At 35.7% G+C, this 25,184-nt stretch carries 23 protein-coding genes and 3 tRNA genes; 18 read left to right on the forward strand and 8 right to left on the reverse strand.

What is annotated here, in order from left to right; all coding sequences use genetic code 11:
- The first annotated feature begins 130 nt into the window (after positions 1-130).
- From ATE47_RS02725 to ATE47_RS02750, 6 genes are all read left to right on the forward strand, one after another.
- Positions 131-718: an HAD-IB family hydrolase gene (locus tag ATE47_RS02725; protein ID WP_062160516.1), complete on the forward strand. Its 588-nt coding sequence runs from the start codon at positions 131-133 to the stop codon at positions 716-718.
- Positions 719-741: 23 nt separating this feature from the next.
- Positions 742-1,200, forward strand: a complete 459-nt coding sequence (locus tag ATE47_RS02730) for a hypothetical protein (protein ID WP_062160517.1) — start codon at positions 742-744, stop codon at positions 1,198-1,200.
- A 1-nt stretch (position 1,201) separates the two neighbouring features.
- Positions 1,202-2,377: a cysteine desulfurase family protein gene (locus tag ATE47_RS02735; RefSeq protein WP_062160518.1), complete on the forward strand. Its 1,176-nt coding sequence runs from the start codon at positions 1,202-1,204 to the stop codon at positions 2,375-2,377.
- A gap of 84 nt (positions 2,378-2,461) precedes the next feature.
- Positions 2,462-2,779, forward strand: coding sequence for a thioredoxin (gene trxA, locus ATE47_RS02740; protein ID WP_062160519.1), 318 nt, complete (start codon positions 2,462-2,464; stop codon positions 2,777-2,779).
- A 126-nt stretch (positions 2,780-2,905) separates the two neighbouring features.
- A tRNA-Asp gene (locus ATE47_RS02745) sits at positions 2,906-2,979 on the forward strand.
- 32 nt (positions 2,980-3,011) lie between these two features.
- Positions 3,012-3,085: transfer RNA gene (locus ATE47_RS02750), tRNA-Asp, on the forward strand.
- Positions 3,086-3,196: 111 nt separating this feature from the next.
- Here the strand turns inward: ATE47_RS02750 and ATE47_RS02755 are convergent.
- Positions 3,197-3,793 (reverse strand): Crp/Fnr family transcriptional regulator, encoded by a 597-nt coding sequence (locus ATE47_RS02755; protein WP_062160520.1) that lies wholly within the window; start codon positions 3,791-3,793, stop codon positions 3,197-3,199.
- A 359-nt stretch (positions 3,794-4,152) separates the two neighbouring features.
- Between ATE47_RS02755 and ATE47_RS02760 the strand changes: the two genes are divergently transcribed.
- Positions 4,153-4,226 (forward strand) — tRNA-Asp (locus ATE47_RS02760).
- Positions 4,227-4,421: 195 nt separating this feature from the next.
- Complete coding sequence (locus ATE47_RS02765; protein ID WP_228376306.1) at positions 4,422-5,441, forward strand: L,D-transpeptidase; 1,020 nt, start codon at positions 4,422-4,424, stop codon at positions 5,439-5,441.
- Here the strand turns inward: ATE47_RS02765 and ATE47_RS02770 are convergent, their stop codons facing one another.
- The 3 genes from ATE47_RS02770 to ATE47_RS02780 form a co-directional block, all read right to left on the reverse strand.
- The gene (locus ATE47_RS02770; RefSeq protein ID WP_062160522.1) at positions 5,442-5,966 is read right to left on the reverse strand and encodes a hypothetical protein; all 525 of its coding nucleotides are present in this window, start codon (positions 5,964-5,966) and stop codon (positions 5,442-5,444) included.
- Position 5,967: 1 nt separating this feature from the next.
- Positions 5,968-7,299 carry a PDZ domain-containing protein gene (locus ATE47_RS02775; RefSeq protein ID WP_062160523.1) on the reverse strand — a complete coding sequence of 444 codons (1,332 nt, stop codon included), beginning with the start codon at positions 7,297-7,299 and terminating at the stop codon, positions 5,968-5,970.
- 107 nt (positions 7,300-7,406) lie between these two features.
- Positions 7,407-8,045, reverse strand: coding sequence for an alpha/beta hydrolase (locus tag ATE47_RS02780; RefSeq protein WP_062160524.1), 639 nt, complete (start codon positions 8,043-8,045; stop codon positions 7,407-7,409).
- Between the two features lie 242 nt (positions 8,046-8,287).
- On the opposite strand from ATE47_RS02780, the gene ATE47_RS02785 reads away from it, so the two are divergent.
- The 3 genes from ATE47_RS02785 (at position 8,288) to ATE47_RS02795 (ending at position 12,967) form a co-directional block, all read left to right on the forward strand.
- Complete coding sequence (locus tag ATE47_RS02785) at positions 8,288-8,743, forward strand: hypothetical protein (RefSeq protein ID WP_062160525.1); 456 nt, start codon at positions 8,288-8,290, stop codon at positions 8,741-8,743.
- Positions 8,744-9,465: 722 nt separating this feature from the next.
- Positions 9,466-10,779, forward strand: a complete 1,314-nt coding sequence (locus tag ATE47_RS02790; RefSeq protein WP_150114764.1) for a hypothetical protein — start codon at positions 9,466-9,468, stop codon at positions 10,777-10,779.
- Positions 10,780-11,647: 868 nt separating this feature from the next.
- Complete coding sequence (locus ATE47_RS02795) at positions 11,648-12,967, forward strand: hypothetical protein (protein WP_062160527.1); 1,320 nt, start codon at positions 11,648-11,650, stop codon at positions 12,965-12,967.
- 100 nt (positions 12,968-13,067) lie between these two features.
- On the opposite strand, the gene tyrS is transcribed toward ATE47_RS02795, so the two are convergent.
- A complete protein-coding gene (gene tyrS / locus ATE47_RS02800) occupies positions 13,068-14,348 on the reverse strand; it encodes a tyrosine--tRNA ligase (protein ID WP_062160528.1) in 1,281 nt (426 codons plus the stop codon).
- A 356-nt stretch (positions 14,349-14,704) separates the two neighbouring features.
- On the opposite strand from tyrS, the gene ATE47_RS02805 reads away from it, so the two are divergent.
- Positions 14,705-15,265, forward strand: coding sequence for an RNA polymerase sigma factor (locus ATE47_RS02805; protein ID WP_062163422.1), 561 nt, complete (start codon positions 14,705-14,707; stop codon positions 15,263-15,265).
- Here the strand turns inward: ATE47_RS02805 and ATE47_RS02810 are convergent.
- The gene (locus ATE47_RS02810) at positions 15,262-15,894 is read right to left on the reverse strand and encodes a hypothetical protein (RefSeq protein WP_062160529.1); all 633 of its coding nucleotides are present in this window, start codon (positions 15,892-15,894) and stop codon (positions 15,262-15,264) included. The two genes, ATE47_RS02805 and ATE47_RS02810, sit on opposite strands and share 4 nt — an antisense overlap.
- 107 nt (positions 15,895-16,001) lie before the next feature.
- Here ATE47_RS02810 and lipA point away from each other — a divergent pair, with 107 nt between their 5' ends.
- Positions 16,002-16,868 carry a lipoyl synthase gene (lipA, locus tag ATE47_RS02815; RefSeq protein WP_027379017.1) on the forward strand — a complete coding sequence of 289 codons (867 nt, stop codon included), beginning with the start codon at positions 16,002-16,004 and terminating at the stop codon, positions 16,866-16,868.
- Positions 16,869-16,998: 130 nt separating this feature from the next.
- Positions 16,999-18,201 (forward strand): MFS transporter, encoded by a 1,203-nt coding sequence (locus tag ATE47_RS02820; protein ID WP_062160530.1) that lies wholly within the window; start codon positions 16,999-17,001, stop codon positions 18,199-18,201.
- A gap of 49 nt (positions 18,202-18,250) precedes the next feature.
- Here ATE47_RS02820 and ATE47_RS02825 read toward each other — a convergent pair whose 3' ends face one another.
- Complete coding sequence (locus tag ATE47_RS02825) at positions 18,251-18,631, reverse strand: STAS/SEC14 domain-containing protein (RefSeq protein ID WP_062160531.1); 381 nt, start codon at positions 18,629-18,631, stop codon at positions 18,251-18,253.
- Between the two features lie 112 nt (positions 18,632-18,743).
- Between ATE47_RS02825 and ATE47_RS02830 the strand changes: the two genes are divergently transcribed.
- Both ATE47_RS02830 and ATE47_RS02835 read left to right on the forward strand, forming a co-directional pair.
- Positions 18,744-19,949, forward strand: a complete 1,206-nt coding sequence (locus tag ATE47_RS02830; RefSeq protein ID WP_062160532.1) for an NAD(P)/FAD-dependent oxidoreductase — start codon at positions 18,744-18,746, stop codon at positions 19,947-19,949.
- A 146-nt stretch (positions 19,950-20,095) separates the two neighbouring features.
- The gene (locus ATE47_RS02835; RefSeq protein ID WP_062160533.1) at positions 20,096-20,635 is read left to right on the forward strand and encodes a lipocalin family protein; all 540 of its coding nucleotides are present in this window, start codon (positions 20,096-20,098) and stop codon (positions 20,633-20,635) included.
- Between the two features lie 66 nt (positions 20,636-20,701).
- Here the strand turns inward: ATE47_RS02835 and ATE47_RS02840 are convergent, their stop codons facing one another.
- Positions 20,702-21,178 (reverse strand): DUF7832 domain-containing protein, encoded by a 477-nt coding sequence (locus ATE47_RS02840; RefSeq protein WP_062160534.1) that lies wholly within the window; start codon positions 21,176-21,178, stop codon positions 20,702-20,704.
- A gap of 112 nt (positions 21,179-21,290) precedes the next feature.
- Here ATE47_RS02840 and ATE47_RS02845 point away from each other — a divergent pair, with 112 nt between their 5' ends.
- Positions 21,291-22,541 (forward strand): CinA family nicotinamide mononucleotide deamidase-related protein, encoded by a 1,251-nt coding sequence (locus tag ATE47_RS02845; protein ID WP_062160535.1) that lies wholly within the window; start codon positions 21,291-21,293, stop codon positions 22,539-22,541.
- A gap of 73 nt (positions 22,542-22,614) precedes the next feature.
- Entirely contained in the window at positions 22,615-24,666 is a 2,052-nt protein-coding gene (locus ATE47_RS02850; RefSeq protein WP_062160536.1) for a M13 family metallopeptidase, read from the forward strand.
- Positions 24,667-25,184: the final 518 nt, after the last annotated feature.

Raw genomic sequence — 25,184 nt, forward strand, 5'->3', positions numbered from 1 at the left:
GCAAACTATCAATTACTTCGCCTGAGTGAAACGCCTTTGCGATCCGAAGAAAGATAAAGTTTAAAAAATATCTATACGAACTCCACGTTAGAATAAATTAGAATAAAATTTAAATTAGATAAAAACCAGAATGAGAAAATTGTATTGTTTTGATTTTGATGGAACTATTACCTACAAGGATACCATGTTTATGTATCTGAAATTCTACGATCCTGCAAAATTCCGATTACAGTTTTTAAAACATGTTCCGCTTTTTGTTCTATTAAAATTAAAACTTGCTGAAACTGAAAAAGTAAAAAAAAGCTTTATTGGTTCTATATTAAAAGGCCAGACTCAGGAAAAAATCGAAAAAAAATCCAGACAGTTTTTTGATGAACATTATCCTAAAATAATAAGGGAAAATGCGTTGGACTTTATTCAAAATATTGATAGAGATAATACACAGAGCCTATTGGTAACAGCATCTCTGGATATTTGGGCAAAACCGTTTGCGGAGGCTTTCAATATGCAGCTGGTTTCTACAAAAGCTGAGTTCCAGAACGGTGTTTTCACAGGAAATTTCATTGGTAGAAACTGCAACGGAAAGGAGAAATTGGAGAGAATAAAGGCTGAAATCAGCGATCAAAAATATGATAAAATTATCGCTTTCGGAGATACTTCCGGCGATAAGCCGATGTTGAAATGGGCAAATGAAGGTCATTACCAATTTTTTCACTAATTTTGGGGTAGTAAAAATATAAAATGAAAGGATTCCTTATTTTGTGTCTGGCATTCATAATGAGCTGTACAGCCACTCCATCCCAAAAGTCTTCAGAAATGCAAAAAAATGCAGAAATTCTCATTTCAGAATCGCAAGGAGGCGGTGATGAAGCTAATTTTACCATCATCAGGAACGAACAGGAACTCCAGAAAGCTATCAAAGGAAATTCTAGGGTAGTAGATCTTGGTAAAGAAGCTGTTTATCCCCAATTTCCTAAAGACAAAAAAGTAGTTTTGTACAATCTGGGCATGTTCAATTCCGGAGATCACAAGATTACCCATATTAAGAATATCTCGGTAAAAGATAACGTTTTGTATGTGGAAGTTCCTCAGTATCAGTCTGGCGGAATGGAAATTCAGGTGATGTCAAATCCCTGGTTTATTTTTACCGTACCTTCAGATTATCAGTTCACCTCAGTAGAATTAAAATATTCAAAGTAAAATGAATAAAGTATATTTAGATAACGCTGCTACAACGCCTCTTTCGGAAGAAGTAATTGATGCAATGGTTGGGACCATGAAAATGAATTTCGGAAATCCTTCTTCAACGCACAGCTTCGGACAGGAAGCTAAAATTCTTATCGAAAATGTGAGAAGACAGGTTGCAGATTATCTTCACGTAACACCCGCTGAAATTATCTTCACTTCTTGCGGTACAGAATCGAATAACATGATCATCAAATCCAGTGTAGATCATCTTGGAGTTGAGAGAATCATCAGTTCTCCATTGGAGCACAAATGTGTTTCTGAGAGTATTTTGGATATGAAAAACAGGAAAGGAGTAGAAGTAAACTACATCCGTCCTAATGAAAAAGGAGATATTGACCTTAATAAATTAGAAGAGCTATTAAAATCTTCCGACAAGAAAACGTTGGTAAGCTTAATGCACGTCAACAATGAGATCGGAAATATTTACGATATTAAAAAAATCGCAGAATTGTGCAAGGCAAATAATGCGCTTTTTCATTCAGACACCGTGCAGACAATGGCTCATGTGAATCTGGATTTTTCTGATATCCAGGTTGATTTCGCCTCTTGCAGTGCTCACAAATTCCATGGTCCGAAAGGAGTTGGTTTTGCTTTTATCAGAAAATCAAGTGGCTTAAAAGGTATTATTACCGGCGGTCCACAGGAAAGAAGTTTAAGAGCAGGAACTGAAAATGTAGCAGGAATTGTTGGATTAGGAAAAGCATTAGAGCTATCATTAAAAAACATGAAAGCGTATACCAACCACATGCAGGAAATCAAAAGCTATGCTGCAGAAAGGCTTGTCGCAGAAATTCCGGGGGTAAAATTCAATGGAAGAAGTGCAGAGAAGGAAAATAGTCTTTATACGGTTTTAAGTGCTTTATTGCCATACAAAAACCCATTGATCGGGCTTCAGCTTGATATGAAAGGAATCGCTATTTCCCAAGGTAGTGCATGTTCTTCGGGAGCTTCAAAACCTTCAATGGTGATGATGATGGTTTTATCAGAGGATGAAATGGATCATTGTACACCGCTTCGTATTTCATTCAGCCACCTGACTACTAAAGAGGATATTGATGCTTTGGTAACGGCCTTAAAAGAGATTTCAAAAGATTTTGTTATAGAAAATACAAATGTTGAGCATAGATAACAATATTACTTAAATGGCGTAATTTTGGGTATTCAATTAACAGAAATAAGTAAGAATAATATTAATTTAAATAAAAGAAACAAAATGGCTTTAGAAATTACAGATAGCTCATTTCAGGAAACGGTTTTAAAATCAGATAAGCCTGTATTAGTAGACTTTTGGGCGGTATGGTGCGGACCTTGTAGAACACTGGGACCAATCATTGAGGAAGTTGCAAATGACTTTGAAGGAAAAGCAATAGTAGGAAAGGTAGATGTAGACAACAACCAGGAAATTTCTATGCAATATGGTATCAGAAATATCCCTACAGTTCTTATTTTTAAGAATGGTGAAGTTGTAGACAAATTAGTTGGTGTGGCTCCAAAAGATGTAATCGCTGAGAAATTAAGCGCACACTTATAAAAAAATAAGTTTGATAATGAACGCCTTCCGTTTTCGGGAGGCTTTTTTTGTGAAAATAATTTGCAGGTATCGAAAAAAGTTGTAGTTTTGCAATCACAAAAAAGAAACGAAGTTCTTAATAAATTTGATCCGGTAGTTCAGCTGGTTAGAATGCCGCCCTGTCACGGCGGAGGTCGCGGGTTCGAGTCCCGTCCGGATCGCATAAGTTTTATCAATTTACTTTAAAAAAAATGATCCGGTAGTTCAGCTGGTTAGAATGCCGCCCTGTCACGGCGGAGGTCGCGGGTTCGAGTCCCGTCCGGATCGCATTATTCGATCAAAATAGTAAATGTTGTAAATTTTTTACAGCATTTTTTCGTTTAAATTTCAGAAGTTTATCAGTCTGGAAATATTGAACTACGGAGTAATTTTATGGCATTAATAATATATTTTCCGTTGTTCTATTTTTAATAAGTTCTGGCTTTCCATTTTCTTTATAGTTCTGATGACCGTTTCCACACGAAGCCCTGTTAAATTAGCTAATTGTTGCCTTGTAAAAGGAACTTCAAAAGAATACTTGTCGTTATTCGAGTTGTAATCTTTAAGGTAGTCCATTAAAGTTTTGATTTTTGCGGACGGTTCTGATAAAGAATTATTGAAAAGCATTACGTACTTGTGGTAAAGCCTGTCTGCAAGACATTTGAACATCTGTGCCGAAGCCTCGGGATTTTGAATTAAAAGATTAATAAAATCCTTTTTCGGAAGCTTCAATACTGTACAATCTGTTTTTGCAACAGCATTCATTGGATAAACTTTATCATTGAATAATAAAGATTCACCAAAACTTTGCCCATTAGAGAGTATATTTTGCGTAAATTCTTTCCCGTCTTCACTGTAATTATTAAGTTCAACTACACCGGTTACAATTTGGAAATAGAATTTTGGAGCACTTCCCTCATGAAAAATGGTGTCGCCCATGTTATACTGATCATAGTGTGCACCATTCGCTAATAATAAATCTTCACTAATTACCATATATCAAGTTATTATAGTTTTTTTAACGATAACATCAGAAGTAAAATTGGCATGAATTGCAATACAAAAAATAAACCAGATGTAGTAAAATGTGGTATATCATTATATGTATATTGGAATTTAACAAAATTTAACTTTTAATTTTGTGAAAGTGGTTAGAATAAATCTATAATTACCACCTTTAAATATCAAAATTTTGTGTTTGAAAATCTGATGATTATAGAATGTTACAGAATATACCGTTAGATTTATTTGCGAAAAATAAAAAAATATATATCTTTGCACCAGTTAAACAAAATGCTTCACCCTTTGTTTAAGGTAATTTCAACAATTATTTGTAAACGGGAGCAGACAAAAATGATCCGGTAGTTCAGCTGGTTAGAATGCCGCCCTGTCACGGCGGAGGTCGCGGGTTCGAGTCCCGTCCGGATCGCTGACAATGTAGACCCTTCAACAATTGAAGGGTTTATTTTTTTGCTTTAAAATTAAACTACGAAATCTTTTAAGTCATGGTTTTCCCGTATTTTTACGGTAATTCGAGGAAGTACTTTTATATTCCGATTTTAGGTCTGATATTTGCACTGAGTAGCAAAAATAGGCCACCATTTTATTTATGAAAAACATATTTGTGAAAAAGTCATTCTTATACACACTTTTTATTGCATTGATGCTGCTTTCTTGTAAAAAAGAAATTGAAAAAATAAGTGATACAATTAAAGATACAACATCTTCCACTTCGGAAACTGAAGCTCCTAAACAAGATTCAATAAAAAAAGATTCTGTCATACAGAAAGAGTCTCTGCCTCCCGCAATGCAGGAAGATGGCTTCTATAATGCGTTTATTTTCCCGAAAGATAAAAAGCTGAAAGATTCTTTCTTTTCTGTTTTCAACAAAAAATATACGGAAAAGGAGCGGTATGCAATTTTAGCTTTAAACAGATTGGATTCAAAAAACAAATGGAACGCTGATACATTGGTGGTTCCTGCAAAAATTGACACGACGTTGATGGAATATTCGCCATTTCCGATGCAGTTGGATGTATTGAGCCCGGTAAAAAAGTTTGTGGTCTTTTCGTACCCGATTCAAGCTTATGGAGTATATTCAAACGGAAGTCTTGTGAAATGGGGCCCGACAAGCATGGGTAAGAAAGCCGCCAAGACAAAAACAGGCCTTACATTTGCCAACTGGAAAAAGAAACTGTCGATCTCTTCTGTAAGTACAGAGTGGAAGCTGCCTTATAACTTTAATATTTTTAATACGGACGGAATTGGTTGGCATCAGTATGATCTTCCGGGATATCCTGCCTCGCATTCATGTTTGAGATTATTGATGAGAGATGCGCAATGGCTGTATGCTTACGCGGATACCTGGGTTTTGAATCCTGGAGGAGCGACGACAAAAGCGAAGGGAACACCGGTATTGGTTTTTGGGGATTATAAATGGGGCGGAAGAAAGCCTTGGAGAGAACTGCTGAATGATCCTAATGCAAATAATATCTCCGTAGAAGAAATGACCAAAATGATCGAACCTAATATTGAAAAGATGCTGAGAGAGCAGGATAACAGGGAAAAGGTGGTGGATTCTATCAAAGCTGCAAAAGCGGTGATAGAGCAAATGCCTGAAAATCCCAAAACCCAGGCTCCTTAACTAGTCCTTTTTTTCGTATTGTAAGGTTGATTCTTCTGCAAATCTTCTGAGCTTCAGCATCTCTTCCTTGCCTTTATACTGCCCGAATCTTGTTGCCGCATAAGTGAGGGCAATGCAAAAAAGCATAACGAAAGAGGCCGTCAATGCCCAGGGGAATTCCTGGCTTTTGATTTGTTTTTCAACATAATACATCGAGAAAAATGTCATCCAGAGAATAGAAAAAGTGAAATAAAGGAACATAAAAAATGTCCATACAGCGGAACTTGGCCCAAAAACGCCTCGTATTGCCGTTTTTTCATCTTCAATTTCGATTCTTAAAGATAACCTTGGCTTCCAATAATTATCATATTCCGTTTCTACACAGATGGTTGCGACTTCTTTATTGATGTTTCCTGAGAATTCGTCTTTGTGGTCTGCGAGATATTTTTTCAGATTTTCAGCATATTCTTCTTTGGTAAGATTGGTGTACATTTTAAAGCGCGGCCGGCTTCTGATCTTATCTAAGGTAGTTTCTTCGGTATTCATATTATTCGTGTTCTTGGTAGGGAATAGGGTCTTCAAGGGTAAAACTTAACGTCATTTCCTGAGCTTTTCTCTGAATCATCATATTGATGGTTTTTCCTTCGGCAGATTTCATCAGTTCCATAATTTGTTCCATTGTCATATCTGCGGTTTTTTTTCCGTTGATACTTATCAGTTTATCGTCTTTTTTAATACCGGCTTTATGTGCCGGAGAATCTTTCCTGACACCTGCAATGGAGAAAATCGGTTTTAAAACAAAATTATATTGCAGGCTGTTGTTCAGAATTTCAACTCCGCTGGAAGCGTTATCCCTGTTTTTTGTCGGGAGATTTACAATATCTTTAGTCCACTCCAGGCCGTCCTGCCGGAAATCCAGCCCGCTCATATTAAAATGGAAAGGGTCATCAAAATTTCTGTTTTTCCTTAAATACATTTTTTTGCTGGGATAATCAAAAGCTACGGTAAAACGTCGTAAAATATCGCCACCAATTGATCCTTTCCTTCCTTCTACCAGATTGACATGCTGGATAGAATATTCATCAGGCATTGCTGTAAGCGGTTTTTCAAATTGGAATCTTCCCAAATAAAAATTGTGAATTCTGCTCCTTTTGCCATAAATATCACCATTAAAACCTCTTCCCAGAAAATCATCAATATTAGGACGGTTGTACACAAAGTCTTTGATCAGGGCAGGGAAGAGCCAGATCGGATCGCTATTCCCAAGATCAATTAATAATTTTGAGCTTTTTCTTTCGTTCGTCATTTCTACATCTGCAAGAATGTACGGTTTACTTTTTTCTATGGAAATGGGAAGTTCGTCGAATTTTTTAATCTTTTTCTTAAATAATTCCTCATCATTATAAATGGTAATTTTTTTGGAAGAATAATCAATCAGGACAGGGTGATCCTTAAAAAAATGATAGCCTATGATTCCGTTCACAGGGATTCCTACATGAGCTGAGATATTAAATTCCTGATCAACAATGATAAAAAGCGTCAGGGTATAATTCACATAATCTTTCCCGACTCTTGCAATGTTGTTATCAGACCGGAAGCCGTCGATGCTTTTAGTTCCGCCGAGTCCGGAAAATCTTATTTTTTCAAGGTTATCAAGTTTTAAGTCCTGATTTTCGAGGCTGAAAATGGATGTTTCCGCAACGCCTGTGTCAAGTAAAAAGGTAAGATTAGCCCCGTTGATATTAACAGGAATGAAAATTAAATTGTTAATAAATTTAAAAGGGATAACTGTTTTTTTCTCGCTCTGTATTTCAAATGAATTCTGGGCATTAGTAAAAATGCTTAAGAAAAGAATCCAGAAAAAATACTTTAATTTCATTTTCTGAATTTAGTAAAATAATTCTTATCAAAAATAAAAAACATTCTCAAAATTGAGAATGCTTGTTTATTTTGTATAGAAATAAGGTAATTGTTTAGTTTTTCATATTATTTGGAGTAAAAATCCATCAGATCCATATAGTTTTTTTGATTCACTCCGTGACCGCTCATATATTCCCGGAAGGTAAAATAACAGTTCAGGTCATAGAGAAGGTCTGCTGCTTTTCTTCCCCATTCCAAAGGGATTATAGCATCATCCGTTCCGTGAGAAATGAAGAATCTAAGCTTTTCCAGTTTCTTCTTATCTTTTACAATATCTGTCAGCAGTTTTTCTTCCGGATAGCTGCTCATACAAGCAACAAGATTGAACATTTCAGGATATTTTAAAGCCAGGGCATAGCATAAAATTCCCCCTTGGCTGAAACCGCAAAGGTGAGTTTTACCTTCTGTGATCCCGTAATGGTTTATTATTTTTAAAATACTCTCCAAGACGCTGGTCAAAGATTCTGTAGCTTGCGGAACATCAACAAAATTTTCCGGGTTGTTGAAATCAATATCATACCATGAATATCCTTCAAACTGCGTAGTTCTTGGTGCTCTGAAGCTCACAATGATCCAGTCTTCGGGAAGGGTTTCCCTGAAGCTGAAAAGGTCCTGCTCATTACTTCCATAGCCATGAAGCATAAAAAGAATTGTGGTAGAAGGTGTAATATTTTCGGGTTCTCTGACGATGTAATCTAAATTCATGGGGACAAATATAATTAATAACGATTTATTTTAAATAATAAAGTAAAAATGGGACCGTTTTAAAACTTGTGACATTATGTCTATTATATCATATGACCCTTTCAAAATGAAGATGTAAGCGGGTAATAAAATATTTATTGATTTGATATTATTTAGAAATCTTTGTTGGAAATTTTTCATAAAAGTTATTTTTATATTGATAAAAAACCTATATTTGAAACATTAAAAATCTATTTGGAGAAATGAAGCAATTTTACAAATCAAAAAGTTTATTAAGACTTTCTTTTTTATTCGTCGTATTATTTTCAGTAATTTCTGTTGCTAATTCTTGTAAAGATGACGACGACGATAATGAATATACAGATCACATTGTTCAATTTGAAGCAAAGATTATTACTAACGGCCCCACACCGCCACCTACACCCCCTGTTAATGGTACTTTTAAAACTGTTGTTACTCAGATAGGAACAGGTCAGAATACTACTTTCAACCCTACAGGTACTCTTTGGTCAAGTGGTGAGCAATTCATTAGTTCTAGCCAATCTCAATTAAACTTGGCTGCAAATGCAGTTCTACCTTATGCTGATTCAAAATTAATAGTGAATATCTGGGTAGATGGAGAAGTTGCTAAAACTGATACCATAATTGGGTCAGGAGAAAAAAGTGCAGCGGTAGCGCACAGCTTTCTGGAATTATAAGCAGATAAAATATATATATTTTGAAAACCGCTTTTATAGCGGTTTTTTTATATCTAAAATTATAGTAACAGATTTTATTGTCTCTTTATCTTTCTTTTATTTAATTATTAGCTGTACGGCTATTTTTAATATTTCTCAAAAGATTGAAAAAAATATTAAGATATTTTTGAAAAAAAACTGTGTTTACATTTCAATAAATATCAAATTGTAGAAAAAATTGCAGATAATAAATTCATTCTTAGATGAAATATTTTATTATAAAAAAGCCCATAAATAGTAGATTTGTTTTGATATTATAATTCTTTTAACAGAGTTTTAATATAAAATTTATATTATTAGTTGATTTTATTTGCAAAAAAAACAACGGAAATGTTTTTTATATGATTTTTTGAATTATATTTGTAATAAACAAAACACTATGATATTCTTTTCCTTATATAAAAGAATTGACTAAGTTGGAATTGAAAAAACTGTCAAACCATATTCTCCACCTATGAAAAAAAATTCTCCTAATACAAGCAACCAAAAAAGTTAACAATCTTTTATACATGCCTAGTTTGGGATATAGACCGGATGCCGGATTAATGTGATAGCTTTATCACCGAACTTGCTGTATACAAAATCTAAGAAACTTAATCTATTTTAAGGAATTACTATCTATTTATGATAGCTGTGTCCATCAACTAATTAATAAGCAATAATCTAAATATTTTTACAAAGTCATGAAAAAAAATCTATTATTATTAAGTACATTGTGTCTTATGAGTACGGCAATGTATGCACAAAGCGGAAACGTGGGTATCAATACTGCGACTCCTGGAACTACATTAGACGTAAACGGTGCAATCACCAACCGTGAAACAGCAGTTGCGGTAACGGGTAATGCCGCTACAATAGCTGCCAATATAAGCCAGGTACAACTTACCGGAGCTGCTACGGCATCAGTTGCCATTACGGCACCTGCAGCTCCTAATGCGGGACAAAGACTTGTCATTTACAACAATACTACAGGAGGTTTTGGAGCTACACTCAACGGCTTTACCATTGCCAACGGACAGGCAATGGAATTTGCCTACAGTAATGGTGGCTGGAGAGCAACCAACAATGGGGCTGCGCCAGCCAATACTGCCTGGAATATTCTAGGTAATACAGGAACAAACCCAGCAACAAATTTCCTCGGAACTACTGATGGCCAGGGCTTGGCTTTCCGTACAAACAATACGGAAAAAGCACGTATTCTGGCTAACGGAAATGTTGGGATTGGTACAACAACTCCAAACACTAAACTTGATCTTGGAAGTGATGTTGCAACTTCAAAACTGGCGATTTATAATGATCCTGCCGGAACCGACTTTTATGGTTTTGGTCTAAGTGGCGGTTTATTACACTTTCACGCAGCATCAGCAACACTTACAGCACCACCAGATATGGTATTGCATTCTACCGGGCAATTAGGAATTAATATTGGCGTTACAAATCCAACTGCAAACCTGGATGTTAACGGTACAGCAAGAGTAAGAAATACACCACAGGCGGCCAATGGAGGAGGAACAGCTATTCTAACTCCTGTATATCAGGATGCTAACGGAAATCTTGTGAAAGCATTTCCTGCCGGATCAGGAAATATCATGTCGGGTATCAGTACTGTAATTCCTGCAGGTGGAACCCAAACTCTTATTAGTGGTATTCCGGATGGCTCGCTACACAAGCTTGTAGTAGTCATGGGGAATGCTTGTACCCATACCGAAGTTGTGGAATTTTGGGTAAGAGCAAGTAGCTCAGGAGGATCATTTATGCAAGGTATAGATGCTGGCTTGTCTACACTTGGTACAGGGGGATATACTTTTACAGAAACCCAGACTACAAGTACAATAAATTGGACGGGATATGGAGGAGGCTGTGTTGGTGGTAACTCTACAGAGTTTAACCTGAGAGCTTCTATTATTTCAAGCCCGAACTTCCAGATCCAGATTACCAACTTAGGTAATATTGGAAATGTATATTCTGCTAAGCTGGAAAGAATAGGTACATATTAAATATTAAAATTAACCTAGTGTTAATACAGATTTTAAACTAAATATCTCAATTGAACGGAATTCTGAAAAGGATTCCGTTTTTTATGGTAATATATTCCATCAATATTAGATGATTTTTTTTATTTAAATTTAAAATTTTCAGAATACAACAGTTGAAAGATATACAGGAATGATTGGTATAAAAAAAATTTCAAAACTATAAAAGTGACTAGTAATAGTATATCCAAAAGATAATTTAAATAAATATTAACCTTATTTGTTAATACAAATCTCAACTATCTTATTAAAACAGAATCCAAACACGGATTCTGTTTATTTTTAAAATACAGAAAGATGAATAGGTATTAAGTGAAAAAAAAATTAATATTGCTGGATTTAATTTTATAATGGTAAATAGATATTATTGTAAGCGTAAAAATTTACTACAATTATTGTTTTTATAGAAAAAATATAAATTACGAAATTCGTTAATTTTTTTAATGGTTGCGAATTAATAAATGTTAATAATGGTCTTTTTGCTAAAAAAAGTTAAATAAAATAGCAATATATTAAATTTTTGAAACTATATTTGTATTAATAAACACAAAGAATTCTTTTTAAGAATATAAAAAGATTGATTGATTAGGGATTAAAACTGATCATTAATTAATACCTTAAGTTATGAGAAAAAATTATTTTTTACCTAAACAGAATTTACACCAATTGATGATCGGTTTAGTATAATCCGAGCCAAACATCATTCATCCACCTAATTATACTCGAGCTTGTAAGATATGTTGTTGATTTAAACAGCATTGGTTTAGCTATGCAATATATTAATTGTGATTAGCTAGGTATTTGGAAATAACAATAATAATTAATAAAAATTATGAAAAAACAAGTATTACTATTAGGAACATTGTTTGTCATGAGTACGGCAATGTATGCGCAAAATGGGAATGTAGGGATCAATACTACAACACCCGGAACGACTTTGGATGTAAACGGTGCTATTACCAACCGTGAAACAGCAGTAGCAGTAACAGGTAACGCGGCCACAGTACCCGCTAATATAAGCCAGGTGCAGCTTACCGGGGCAGCTACGGCATCAGTTGCTATTACAGCACCTGCAGCTCCCAATGCAGGACAAAGGCTTATTATTTACAACAATACCACAGGAGGCTTTGGAGCCACTCTTAATGGCTTTATTATTTCTAATGGTCAGGCTATGGAATTTACTTACAGTAACGGAGGATGGAGAGCTACCAATAACGGTATATCTTCAGGATCATTAAGCTCTGCCTGGAATATTCTAGGAAATACAGGAACAAATCCTGCTACCAATTTCCTGGGAACTACTGATAACCAAGCGTTAGTATTGCGTACAAACAATACGGAAAAAGCCCGTATTTTGGGTAACGGAAACGTGGGAATCGGTACAGCCACTCCAAATTCTAAACTTGATCTAGGTACGGATGTTGCAAGCACAAAGCTGGCTGTTTATAATGCTGCTGCCGGAAATGACTTCTATGGCTTTGGACTGAGCGGCGGATTATTGCACTTCCATACAGCATCAGCAACACCCGCAACACCACCCGATATGGTATTACATTCCAATGGGCAATTGGGTATTAATATTGGTGTTACAAATCCAACAGCAAACCTGGATGTGAATGGTACGGCCAGGGTGCGTAATACACCATTGGTGTCCAATGGTGGTGGAACAGCTATAGTAACACCAGTATATCAGGACATTAACGGTAATCTTGTAAGACCTTTCCCAGTGGGAGACGGCGATATTATGTCAGGTGTCAGTACCCTAATTCCGGCAGGTGGAACTCAAACTGTTATCAGTGGTATTCCGGATGGTTCTTTGCATAAGCTTACTGTTGTTATGAGTAATGCATGTAATATTACAGAGGTTGCAGATTTTTGGGTAAGAGCAGGAAGTACCGGCGGATCATTTTTGCAGGGTAGAGACGCGGGTTTGTCTACATTGGGAACAGGAGGACATACTTTTACGGAAACCCAGACAACAAGTACAGTAACCTGGACGGGATATGGAGGAAATTGTAATGGAAGTAATTCTACTGAGTTTAATCTTCGAGCTTCTATAATCACAAGCCCGAACTTTCAGGTCCAGATTACCAATTTAGGAAATGTTGGAAATGTATATTCTGTCAAATTAGAAAGAATAGGAACATATTAAATGATATAACCCAGTGTTAATACAAATTCTCAAAATCATCTGGTTATAAACGAAGAGGCTGTCTCCGTATTGAAGACAGCCTCTCTTTTATGTTTGTATCTTAATTAGCTTTAATAATAAAATATTCTTTTTTTCCCCTTTGAAGCAACAAATATTTATTATCAATAAGGTCGCTCTCATCAACAATAAAACTATCATTTACTTTTTGCTTATTTATTGAAATGGCATTCCCCTTCAATTGTCTTTGGGCTTCACTTTTTGACTTCAAAAAACCTGAACCGGAAAGTAAATCAGTAATACTTGAACCAATAACTTCTGATTTTGACATTTCTTTATTTGAAATTCCATCAAAGATCTCAGTAAATATTTCACTTGTCATATCTTCCATACCCTTGCTGAATAGGATTTCTGAAGCTCTAAGAGCTTTTTCAAATTCTTCTCTTCCATGAACCCAAACAGTTATTTCTTCAGCTAATTTCTTCTGTAACTTTCTTTCGTGTTCAGCAGTTTTATGTTCGGCAATTAAATTTTCAATTTCTTCTTTTCCTAAAAAAGTATAAAATTTAATAAATCTTTCAGCATCAGTATCAGTAGCATTCAGCCAAAACTGGTAGAATTTATAAGGCGAAGTTTTCTTTTTATCAAGCCAGTAATTTTCACCACTTTCAGACTTCCCGAATTTTGAGCCGTCCGCTTTTGTGATCAATGGAACCGTTAACGCAAATGCCTCTCCCTGGGCTTTTCTACGGATCAATTCTGTACCTGTCGTGATATTTCCCCACTGGTCAGAACCTCCCATTTGAAGCCTTACATTATTATTCTGGTATAAATGTAAAAAATCATACCCTTGAATCAGCTGGTACGTAAACTCCGTAAAACTCATGCCGTCAACACCCGCTTCCCCGGAAAGTCTCTTTTTCACGGAATCTTTCGCCATCATATAGTTTACGGTGATATTTTTTCCAACGTTTTTGGCAAAGTCAAGGAAAGAAATATTCTTCATCCAGTCGTAATTGTTCACCAATTCCGCTCTGTTGGGCTCGTTTCCTGAGAAATCCAAAAATCTTGAAAGCTGGTTTTTCAGACAGTCAACATAATGCAGAAGAGTAGCTTCATCCAGAAGATTTCTCTCTGCAGATTTTCCAGACGGGTCACCAATCATCCCGGTTGCACCCCCCACTAAAGCAATCGGCTTATGGCCGTGCTGCTGAAAATGCGCCAAAATTTTGATTTGAATAAGACTTCCGATATGTAAAGAATCTGCGGTAGGATCAAACCCGATATAGGCAGTTGTCATTTCCTTATCCAGTTGTTCGTCCGTTCCGGGCATCATGTCGGCAAAAAGCCCGCGCCATTTCAGTTCTTCAATAAAAGAGTTCATTATTTTCTGCTTTAAATTAAGGTGCAAAGATAAGAAATTCAAGGTGAATAAGGCAGAGAAGCAGAGAATTGAGATTAATTTTAATCCAAAAGATAATTAGAATTACAGATTTTGGTTTTTATTATTAAACCTAACTAATTTTTAAAACCTGTTAGACTTGTATTCCGACACTGAACTATATCGCAATTTTCCACTCTGTTTGTCATCCTGAAAGAATCTAAACAGTTGAAAAGATTTTAAACTTCTAAAGATTGGTTCATCACTTCTAAACTACGTTTGCAGACCTTTAATCTTCGTTAAAATAAAGATAATTCATGTATTGCCTTTCTGCCCAAAATCAATTATATTTGTTACTAATGAACGACGAACAACTATTCCAGCTCATCGGTAAGGCAAAGGAAAAAGATCAGAAAGCCCAGACAAAGCTTATCAACAACTTTTGGGTTGATGTTTTTTCTTTTGTGATGAAGAAAGTGAAGGATGAAAATGATGCGGATGAGATTACAGTGAATGTTTTTTCAAAAGTTTTGTCGAAACTGGATATGTATGATCCTCATTTTCAGTTTAAAACATGGGTTTTAACGATCGCTCAAAACACGATTATTGATTTCTGGAGAAAAAAAACCAGGGAAAATCAGGATCCTACCGAAAATCTTGATGAGGTAAAAAATCAATACGCAAAATCCCCAGAAGAATTAATGATTTCCAATGAAGAACAGAAAAAAATCATTAAAACAATTGAATCTTTGGATGCCAATTACCAGGATATTATCAGATTAAGATTTTTCGAGGAAAAAAGTATTAAGGAAATTGCTGAAGAACTGAAAATTTCCGTTGCCAATACCAAAGTAAGGATTATGCGCGCCAAAAAAGTATTAGCCGAACTGTTGAAAAATAATGAGTTTGAGGATGATTAAAAATAAATATCTTCCTTCGTTTTTGGAAGCGTAATTTTTCTCTCATCCCTTTGATTCCTATTTTGAAGATTAATCTTTAATCCCTTTTTAACGAAAGTTTCTTTTTTAGATTTACCATATTCAGCAGTGTTTTCAACCTCTTTTTCATAGCTAAGTTGCCCGGTTGAAAGATTAAAATCTACACTTGCAAAATATTCTTCCGGTTTTCCGTAAGTTGACTCATATCCAATCAATTCAAAATGACCGTTCTGAAATCTGTATTTATCCGTATATCCCCATTTCCAACTGCTTCCGCCGGCTTGGGTAATCATTAAAACACCTTTTTGTATTTGAGTATCCTGGTAAGGATCTCCCATCATGCGTCCACCATTGCTTTCAAGAATTGCATTTGTAGATTTTTCTAAGATTGTCCATTTTCCATTAACATTTTTCAGGATTTGGATTTCACGGATGTTTCCAAGATCAGTAGTGTCTTTTGTATTGTAAATAATTACTTTTTCAGGATTTTTATCACCATCCAAATCTCCGTCCACTGATTCTATTATTGTGGAACCCTCAGGTTGAAATTCATTTTGTGCAAAGCAAAGTGTATTGAAAATGATAAATAAAAAGCAAAATGTCATCCTCATAAGAAAATATTGAAGTTTAAAATTACAAAATTATCTGTTTCATCAATCTCTGTGTTTGATTGTTTCGATAAAAAAATCCTTAACTTTGAAGTCAATTTTAGAAATAAATGGAGAATTTAGTTCAGGATACAACCGTTCAAAAACCAAAATGGATCCGAGTAAAACTTCCTACAGGAAAGAATTACAGAGAATTAAGAACTTTGGTTGATAAATATAAATTAAATACAATTTGCCAAAGTGGAAGCTGCCCGAATATGGGTGAATGTTGGGGAGAAGGAACGGCAACTTTCATGATTTTAGGAAACATCTGTACCAGAAGCTGCGGATTTTGCGGGGTAAAAACCGGAAAACCACTCGATGTAAACTGGGATGAACCTGAAAAAGTAGCACGTTCTATCAAATTAATGAAAATCAAGCATGCTGTTCTGACCTCGGTGGACCGCGATGATTTAAAAGACATGGGATCAATCCTTTGGGGTGAAACAGTAAATGCCGTAAGAAGAATTTCTCCTGGAACGACTATGGAAACCTTGATTCCGGACTTCCAGGGAATTACAAAACACTTAGACAGATTGGTGGATGTAGCTCCAGAAGTGATTTCTCACAACATGGAAACCGTAAAACGACTGACAAGAGAAGTAAGAATCCAGGCAAAATACGAAAGAAGCCTTGAAGTTTTAAGATATTTGAAAGAAGCAGGACAAAGGAGAACAAAAACCGGAGTAATGCTGGGCTTGGGTGAAACGAGAGATGAGGTTTTCCAGACCATTGAAGATATCAGGAATGCAAATGTAGATGTGATTACTTTAGGTCAATATCTACAGCCTACAAAAAAACATCTTCCTGTAAAAAAATTTATTACTCCTGAAGAATTCGATGAATTCGGGGATTTTGCAAGAAGCTTAGGATTCAGGCATGTTGAGAGCTCGCCACTTGTAAGAAGCTCTTATCACGCAGAAAAACATATTCATTAAATATAAATCGCTCTTTCAACGGAGCGATTTTGTTATTCTAATTAAATATTATTGAGCTATTTAAAATTAATTTAAATTTGCACTAAAATTTGAGTAAACGTTTAACCTTGTTTAAAATTACAATAAAATAATGGGAATAGATAAAAGAATAATTCCGCTGGCAATCGGTGGTTTGGGAATAGGAACGACGGAGTTTACCATTATGGGGCTGTTGCCGGATATTGCTAAAAGTTTACAGATAACAATCCCGGAAGCAGGGCATCTGATTTCGGCCTATGCTTTGGGTGTAGTGATCGGAGCTCCCATCCTGATCGGGTATTCTGTGAAGTTTCCACCGAAAAAAGTGTTAATGGTCTTGATGATAATTTTTACTTTATTTAATGGATTATCTGCCATTGCACCGGATTATTCAATGATGTTGGTGATCAGGTTTTTATCAGGTCTTCCGCATGGGGCATTTTTCGGAGTGGGAACTGTTGTAGCGACCAGAATGGCGGGGAAAGGTAAAGAAGCTTTTTATATTTCACTGATGTTCACGGGGCTTACAATAGCCAATCTCGCGATGGTACCTTTGGTAACGTATATAGGGCATACATTTCACTGGAGGTGGTATTTTGCTATTGTAGCGGTTATTGGGTTATTGGCATTATTGTTTATAAAGCTCTGGCTGCCTGTTTTAAATTCCAATCAGGATACCCATTTTATGGAAGAGCTGAAGTTTTTGAAAAGAAAACAGGCATGGTTTGTATTGATGATTACGGCAATAGGTTTTGGTGGGCTATTCACATGGTTCAGCTATATAACACCTTTGATGACGGTGGTTGCAGGCATAAAAGAAAGCCAGATGGCTTACGTAATGATTCTTGCGGGAGGCGGAATGGTGGTAGGGAATTTAGTCGGAGGATATTTGTCAGACCGGTTGAGTCCTGAAAAAACATGTGCTTTATTACTTTTTTTAATGATGATTTCTTTGGGAGGGGTATTTTTCCTTTCCGAATATCAAAATATAGCATTGGCTCTTACTTTTGTTTGTGGAGCTTTGTCAATGTCTGTTGCCGCACCCATCAATATTATGATGATGAAAGCCGCCCCGAAAAGCGAAATGATGGCGGCAGCTTTTATGCAGGCAGCTTTTAATATTGCCAATGCGATGGGAGCATTTTTGGGTGGAATTCCTTTGGAAAATGGATATTCATTTAATTATCCCTCGTTGGTAGGAGTGGGCATGACCTTAATTGGACTTGTTGTTGCCCTGAGATATAAGACTTTATATGGCTCACAAGTTGTTGATAAAGAAGAGATTTCTTCCGACTGTGTCCCATGTGACAAATAAAAAAGAGAAGCAATTTTGCTTCTCTTTTCTTTTTTAATGAAGATGGAGTTTATGCCTCAACTTCATTACCGTTTTTGCACCAGTAAAGGGCATTATAAAGGTTTTCTTTTGGAAAAGATTTGAATTCTCCGGGCATCAGAACACTGAAGATATCAGTGAAATTCTGAACCCCTTCATTATCCGTAACAATAGCGGTTCTGTTCCACTTTGCTAAGTTTTTTAATCCTAAAAGCGCATCTTGTAACCATGCTCCCATCGTAAAATTATCCAGATCCGTATCCAGGTAAAGCAGATAATTCAGCTCATTGAACTGTTCTACTTTTTCTTTTACTTTAGGAATTACAAGGTTTTCAAAATCTTCTTTCGTTACCTCTCCCGTTGCATTGAAAGCCGCAACATTTTCCGGAGCTTCTGGAATAATCGTTATCATATTTTTATATTTAGTGTGGTTTGGTTTTTAGTCGACAACAAAAATTAAACCATTATTTAACTTTCATATATGGAAAGGCGCAATTATTGTTTACTTTCAGGAAAATATCAACATGAATCTTAAATCAAACGAACCGTTTTGGCTTCTAAAAAACGGTCTGATTGCCTCATATCCATCATTAAAATCAAATGAAGAATGTGATGTCTTAATTGTCGGCGGCGGAATTACAGGAAGTTTAATTGCCCATCAGATGGTAGCGGAAGGTTATAAAACCATTCTTATTGATAAGCGGGAAATCTGCAACGGAAGCACCTCGGCAACAACTTCAATGCTGCAGTACGAAATAGACATTCCTCTTTTTGACCTTATTGAAAAAATAGGAAAGAAAGGTGCTGTAAGAAGTTATAAAGCCTGCTCCGATGCTATTGATAAAATTGAAAATCTTTCAGAAAAAATTAAGTCAAACTCAGGTTTTAAAAGAAAAAAATCACTGTATTTCGCTTCAGGAAAGAAAGACAGTAAGTGGTTGAAAAAAGAATTTGAAATAAGAAAAAGTGCCGGATTTGATGTAAAATGGCTGGAAAGTGAGGAAATTGTAGAACAGTTCGGTTTTGAAAATACTTTTGGAGGTATTCTTTCAAAGCAAGGAGCAAGTATTGATGCTTTCAAATTCTCTCATGAATTATTTAAGTTAAATATAAAAAAAGGCTTAAGAATTTTCGACAAAACCGAAATGGTTAATATTGAATATCATAAAGGATATAATCTGGTTTCCACTGATCAGGGATATCAGATTAAAGCTAAAAAAATTATTTACTGTATCGGATATGAAAGTAAAACTTTAATTAAAGAAAACTTTGTTAATTTAAAAAGTACTTATGCTGCCGTTTCAGAAATCGACAAGACTAAATTTAAAAATATCACCAGCACTTTAGTCTGGAATACCGACAAACCTTATATGTATATGCGGACAACCGATGATGGAAGATTGTTGATTGGCGGTGGTGATGAGGATTTTTATAACGCTGAAAAACGTGACGCAATTCTTAATAAAAAAGAAAAAGAAATTCTGAAAAATTTAAAGAAAATAAAACCTGATTATAAATTTTATACCGATTTTGTCTGGGCAGGAACTTTCGGGGAAACAAAGGATGGGCTTCCATATATTGGTGAACATGATAAGTTTAAAAATTCTTATTTCGTGTTGGGCTTTGGAGGCAACGGAATTACCTTTTCGGTAACAGGAATGGAAATGGCTTCCCTGTTTATGCAGGGTAAAAAGCATCCGCTTTCGAGATATTTTAAATTTGGGAGGTAGTTTTAGATTTCGGCGGCGAAGCCGCCGAAACCTAAAACTCTAAACAAAATCTAAGTCTTAAATAAAATTAAGCTTCATGAAAAATATGCAGTAAATTTTTCAGGCATTATTTTTGAATTTTTCTAATCACACTTAAAAAATATATTATGAAAACTCTTCAAAAAATAGCGATTCCCGTTTCTTTGGGTATTTTGGGGATATTTATTTTAAATTCATGTTCGGTTGGAATTCCTAAAGGAGCAACAGCTGTACAAAATTTCAATGCAGAAAAATACCTCGGAAAATGGTACGAAATCGCCCGTTTCGACTACAAATTCGAGAGAAATATGGATAATGTAACGGCAACGTACACCCAAAATCCGAACGGAACAATCCGTGTTGACAATAAGGGCTACAATTATGTCAAGAAAGAATGGAAAGAATCAATTGGAGAAGCAAAATTTGTGAAAAATAAAAACGAAGCCCGATTAAAAGTATCATTTTTTAAACCATTTTGGGCAGGTTATAATGTAATAGATATTGACGACAATTATCAATATGCTTTAGTTGCCGGAAGCAGCTTGAAATACCTTTGGATTCTCTCCAGAACAAAAGAAATTCCGGAAAGTATCAGACAAAGATTCTTGGAAAAAGCCCGGAAAATAGGCTACAAGACAGAAGAATTAATTTGGGTGAGACATAATTAATGAAAATTGTTTCTGTCATTGCGAAGAGATTGCTTCGTCGCTTCGCTCCTCGCAATGACAGTAAAATTAATTCAAGCTTTTATACTCCTTCCATTCCTCAAAACGGTGATCAATAACCTGTCTCATCAGATCATAATTTTCGTAGGTGTCTTCAATATGATAAAAAGTTTCGTATTCATAATCATTTTCTTCAGCTTTTGTATCAAAAAGATTTACATAATCATCAGCACATGAACTGAATTTATTTCCGAAATCCGTGTCATCTGCATAATAATCTTTCGCAAAGCTATTTCCCCAGTCACTCAGATCAAATTCGGAAAATTTGCCATCCAAATGATCCATTACAAACTCTGCACCCGTGATTTCTCTTCGTTTAAGTTTTTCAATTTCTTCTGCAGAATCTTCTTTCAGTTCATTGGAAATCAGATCATTATTTATACACCAATTCAGGAACATTCCGGTGTGGGTTGCACCATTCTTCTCAGGAAGACCATCTGGAAAATCACCACCATAATGCCATGAAGCATCATCATATTTAGACATAATTTTTAATTATAGTTTTAAACAATTTCAGTCAAAAATAGAAAAAATCAATTTATATTGCCCGTAATACGGAATTTTCCGTCATTTGTAAAGAAATTTTCTAAAATAATATATGGAAAAAGCTGTTTTGATTACAATTGGAGACGAGATACTTTCCGGAAATACGGTTGATACCAATTCTAATTTCATTGCTACCGAACTTAAAAATATAGGAATAAAGGTTACGCAGATTTTTACTATTTCAGATGAGATTAATACAATTAAAAATACGTTGGAGTCCGCTCTTGAAATTGGGGATTTGATAATCACAACAGGTGGTTTGGGTCCTACCAGAGACGACAAAACAAAAAAAGCCATCGCAGAATTTTTTAATGATGACATTGCATTGGATGATGTTACTTTTAATCATCTTAAAAATTATATGGAAAAACGCGGACGGCTGGAAATCCTTGAAAGAAACCGCGAACAGGCTTTTGTGCCAACAAAATCCACCGTTTTTCAGAATCATTACGGTACAGCTCCGTGCATGATGATGGAGCAGGAAGGAAAATTGTTGTTCAGTTTACCGGGTGTTCCTTATGAAGTAAAACCATTGATAAAAGATCAGATTATTCCTTATTTACAGGAAAAGTTTAAGTTAAATTATATTTCAACAAGAATAGTTTCCGTTGTGGGAATTCCTGAAAGTATTTTGGCGGATACCATCGAAGATTGGGAGCTTGCTTTACCTGAAAATCTAGCATTGTCCTATCTCCCTGTCGGAACCCGCGTAAAATTGAGATTGACGGCAACCGGAGAAAGTGAAATGGCTTTACAACAGCAATTGGAGGAAGAAATTCAAAAATTATTGCCTTTAATCAAAGATCATGTGATCGCAACTTCCGAAGATAAAATTGAAAAAATTCTTGGGGAAATTTTAAATGAAAAAAAATTAACTATTTCCACCGCAGAAAGCTGTACAGGAGGAGACCTAGCAAAAATGATCACCTCAAATTCTGGAAGTTCAAAATATTATTTGGGCGGAATTATAGCCTATGCAACCGAGAAAAAGATTGAAATTTTAAAGGTAAAAAAAGAAACTATTGACGAATTTACCGTTGTAAGTGAGCAGGTTGCAGCTGAAATGGCAGAAGGCTGTCAGAAATTATTCAAAACCAATATTTCCCTTTCTACAACAGGTGTTGCAGGCCCCGGAAAAGGGGAAGACGGAAAAGAGGTGGGAACTGTTTTTTATACCATAAGGGTTGATGATAAGGTAGTTACTTCAAAATTGTATATGCCGCATCTGGACCGTCTTGATTTTATGAATTTTGTCTCGCAGAAAATTATCCAGGATCTGGTAGGAATTTTAGTTGCGGAATAATTTAATTATTAAATTTAACACATCCGTAACAAACTTTAGAAAAAACATACTTATTGTATAAATTGTAATTATAATGAAAAAACTAACACTTTCTTTGTTTTTATTAGCAGGAGTTTGTTCACAAATAGTGAATGCTCAGGCTAGTGCCGTGAAAACAGTGGCCAATACAGACAAAGGTCTGGATATTAGCTTGATGGATAAGTCTGTTCGTCCGCAGGATGACTTCTATAACTATGTAAGCGGAACTTGGATGAAAACAGCCAAAATTCCTTCTGATAAACCAACTTGGGGAAGTTTCAACAAGCTGGCTGATGATACAGACAACAACTCAATGACGATCCTGAACTCTCTTTTGAAGGATAAATTTGCAGATGGAACTGAGGGTAAAAAAATCCAGGATTTGTATGCGACATACATGAATATGCAGAAGAGAAATGCCGATGGAATCAAGCCTATTCAGGAAAATATCAACAAAATTGATGCAATTAAAAATCTTAATGATCTTCAAAACTATTTGACATCAGTTACAAAAGAAGGGGAAAATACTCTTTATGGATGGGGAATTGATGCTGATTTGAAAGACTCTAAAATGAATGCTGTTTACTTAGGAAACGCTTCTCTAGGTTTGGGAAGAGATTATTACCAGAAAGTGAACGAAAAAAATACGGAAGCTCTTGCGGAATATACAAAATATGTAGCTTCAATGTTAAAGGAATTAGGTTACAAAAATGCTGATGCTGCCGCAAAAGGAATCGTTGATTATGAAAAAAGCATTGCTCAGACGTATTTGACAAACGAGCAGAGCCGTGATAATACGCTTCAGTATAACCCAAAAACAATGGCTGAGCTTAAGACATTGGTAAAAGGTGTTGACCTTCCGACTTATCTTAAAAAAGTGGGCATAAGTTCAGACAAAGTAATCATCGGGGAACTCGGTTATTACAAAAACTTCGATAAATTAGTTAGTGCTGAGAATCTTCCCATAATTAAAGATTATCTTAAATTCCACATGATCCACGGAAGTTCTTCTTATTTGAGCGAGAAGTTAGGAGACATGAAATTTGCTTTCTATGGCAAATATTTAAGAGGTCAACAGGAGCAAAGGGCGCTTAACAAAAGAGGATATGAGCTTATCAACGGAACGTTGGGTGAGGCTTTCGGGAAATTATATGTTGAAAAATATTTCCCTGCTGAAGCTAAAGCTCAAATGGTTGAGTTAATTGATTATTTAAAGAAAAGCTTTGCCGTTCACATCAATGGTTTGACTTGGATGTCTTCTACAACAAAGGAAAAAGCAATGCAGAAATTAAATAAATTCACTGTAAAAGTTGCTTATCCGGACAAATGGAAAGATTATTCTAAATTAAATATCACTTCTGAAGCCAAAGGTGGAAATTTATATTCCAACCTTCAAAGCATCACAGAATGGCAGTACAATAAAGATTTAGCTAAAATCGGAAAACCGGTTGATAAAACAGAGTGGGGAATGACTCCACAGACGGTAAATGCTTACTACAACCCGGTAAACAACGAAATCGTATTCCCAGCTGCAATCCTTCAGCCGCCTTTCTTTAATCCTAAAGCTGATGCTGCGGTGAATTTTGGTGGAATCGGTGCCGTTATCGGTCACGAAATGAGCCACGGATTTGATGATTCAGGAGCACAGTTTGACGCAGATGGAAACTTGGTAGACTGGTGGACGCCGGAAGACAAAGCCAACTTCGAAAAAGCGACGAAAGCTCTTGCTGCTCAATATGATAAGTACGAGCCGGTAAAAGGAACTTTCGTAAACGGAACTTTCACAAACGGTGAAAATATTGCAGATTTAGGTGGTGTAAACATCGCTTACGATGCACTTCAAATGTATTTAAAAGATAAAGGAAACCCTGGAGCAATCAGCGGTTATACTCAAGAACAAAGATTTTTCCTAAGCTGGGCAACCGTTTGGAGAACTTTGTCAAGTGAAAAATATATGGTAAATCAAGTGAAAACAGACCCGCATTCTCCTGGATATTTCAGAAGTTTCGGTCCGTTAATTAATGTTGATGCTTTCTACAAAGCATTCGACGTGAAACAAGGAGATAAATTGTATAAAGCTCCTCAAGACAGAATTAAAATTTGGTAATAATCAGATAATAATATTTGAAACCGTTCAGCAATGAGCGGTTTTTTTGTTTTTATTTGTAGCTTTCTGACTTCGTCGAATTGTATTTTTATTGTTTTTAAGGAGCAATTTCCTGCTCTCCGCACTCGCTATTTTCTGGGTTTTTCGGCGGCGGCAAAGCCGCCGCCGAAAAACCCAGAAAATGAGCTCAAACAAATGCTTCGATCAGGGCTAGGGTTACGATTATCTTTTCAATATTTGGAAAAATATCCACAAAGTTTGTCATCCTGAAAGGATCCATGCACGAATCTTTCCACGCTATTTCTGATATAACTGTTTATCTCAACAGCATTTTGTAGCGGTGTCATACTGAGCTTGTCGAAGCACCCCTCCATAAATAATAATCATTTAATAGGAACGGGCTTAGCCCGTTTTAAAAACACCCAAAAACAAAGACTTTAGCCAAAATCTAAGCAATAGCCAAAAAAACTACCCTTTAAACTCATAATTCATAACTTACAACTCATAACTCCAAATAA

The sequence above is a fragment of the Chryseobacterium sp. IHB B 17019 genome (assembly GCF_001456155.1).
GTDB lineage: Bacteria > Bacteroidota > Bacteroidia > Flavobacteriales > Weeksellaceae > Chryseobacterium.

What these genes read in the sequence shown, in the direction of transcription:
- ATE47_RS02730 (WP_062160517.1), top strand. Translation starts at nt 742, where the DNA reads ATGAAAGGATTCCTTATTTTGTGTCTGGCATTCATAATGAGCTGTACA.
- ATE47_RS02775 (WP_062160523.1), bottom strand. Translation starts at nt 7,299, where the DNA reads ATGAAATTAAAGTATTTTTTCTGGATTCTTTTCTTAAGCATTTTTACT.
- ATE47_RS02785 (WP_062160525.1), top strand. Translation starts at nt 8,288, where the DNA reads ATGAAGCAATTTTACAAATCAAAAAGTTTATTAAGACTTTCTTTTTTA.
- ATE47_RS02795 (WP_062160527.1), top strand. Translation starts at nt 11,648, where the DNA reads ATGAAAAAACAAGTATTACTATTAGGAACATTGTTTGTCATGAGTACG.
- ATE47_RS02830 (WP_062160532.1), top strand. Translation starts at nt 18,744, where the DNA reads ATGAATCTTAAATCAAACGAACCGTTTTGGCTTCTAAAAAACGGTCTG.
- ATE47_RS02835 (WP_062160533.1), top strand. Translation starts at nt 20,096, where the DNA reads ATGAAAACTCTTCAAAAAATAGCGATTCCCGTTTCTTTGGGTATTTTG.
- trxA (WP_062160519.1), top strand. Translation starts at nt 2,462, where the DNA reads ATGGCTTTAGAAATTACAGATAGCTCATTTCAGGAAACGGTTTTAAAA.
- ATE47_RS02805 (WP_062163422.1), top strand. Translation starts at nt 14,705, where the DNA reads ATGAACGACGAACAACTATTCCAGCTCATCGGTAAGGCAAAGGAAAAA.
- ATE47_RS02820 (WP_062160530.1), top strand. Translation starts at nt 16,999, where the DNA reads ATGGGAATAGATAAAAGAATAATTCCGCTGGCAATCGGTGGTTTGGGA.
- ATE47_RS02790 (WP_150114764.1), top strand. Translation starts at nt 9,466, where the DNA reads ATGAAAAAAAATCTATTATTATTAAGTACATTGTGTCTTATGAGTACG.
- ATE47_RS02780 (WP_062160524.1), bottom strand. Translation starts at nt 8,045, where the DNA reads ATGAATTTAGATTACATCGTCAGAGAACCCGAAAATATTACACCTTCT.
- tyrS (WP_062160528.1), bottom strand. Translation starts at nt 14,348, where the DNA reads ATGAACTCTTTTATTGAAGAACTGAAATGGCGCGGGCTTTTTGCCGAC.
- lipA (WP_027379017.1), top strand. Translation starts at nt 16,002, where the DNA reads ATGGAGAATTTAGTTCAGGATACAACCGTTCAAAAACCAAAATGGATC.
- ATE47_RS02770 (WP_062160522.1), bottom strand. Translation starts at nt 5,966, where the DNA reads ATGAATACCGAAGAAACTACCTTAGATAAGATCAGAAGCCGGCCGCGC.
- ATE47_RS02845 (WP_062160535.1), top strand. Translation starts at nt 21,291, where the DNA reads ATGGAAAAAGCTGTTTTGATTACAATTGGAGACGAGATACTTTCCGGA.
- ATE47_RS02840 (WP_062160534.1), bottom strand. Translation starts at nt 21,178, where the DNA reads ATGTCTAAATATGATGATGCTTCATGGCATTATGGTGGTGATTTTCCA.
- ATE47_RS02755 (WP_062160520.1), bottom strand. Translation starts at nt 3,793, where the DNA reads ATGGTAATTAGTGAAGATTTATTATTAGCGAATGGTGCACACTATGAT.
- ATE47_RS02725 (WP_062160516.1), top strand. Translation starts at nt 131, where the DNA reads ATGAGAAAATTGTATTGTTTTGATTTTGATGGAACTATTACCTACAAG.
- ATE47_RS02825 (WP_062160531.1), bottom strand. Translation starts at nt 18,631, where the DNA reads ATGATAACGATTATTCCAGAAGCTCCGGAAAATGTTGCGGCTTTCAAT.
- ATE47_RS02735 (WP_062160518.1), top strand. Translation starts at nt 1,202, where the DNA reads ATGAATAAAGTATATTTAGATAACGCTGCTACAACGCCTCTTTCGGAA.
- ATE47_RS02810 (WP_062160529.1), bottom strand. Translation starts at nt 15,894, where the DNA reads ATGAGGATGACATTTTGCTTTTTATTTATCATTTTCAATACACTTTGC.
- ATE47_RS02850 (WP_062160536.1), top strand. Translation starts at nt 22,615, where the DNA reads ATGAAAAAACTAACACTTTCTTTGTTTTTATTAGCAGGAGTTTGTTCA.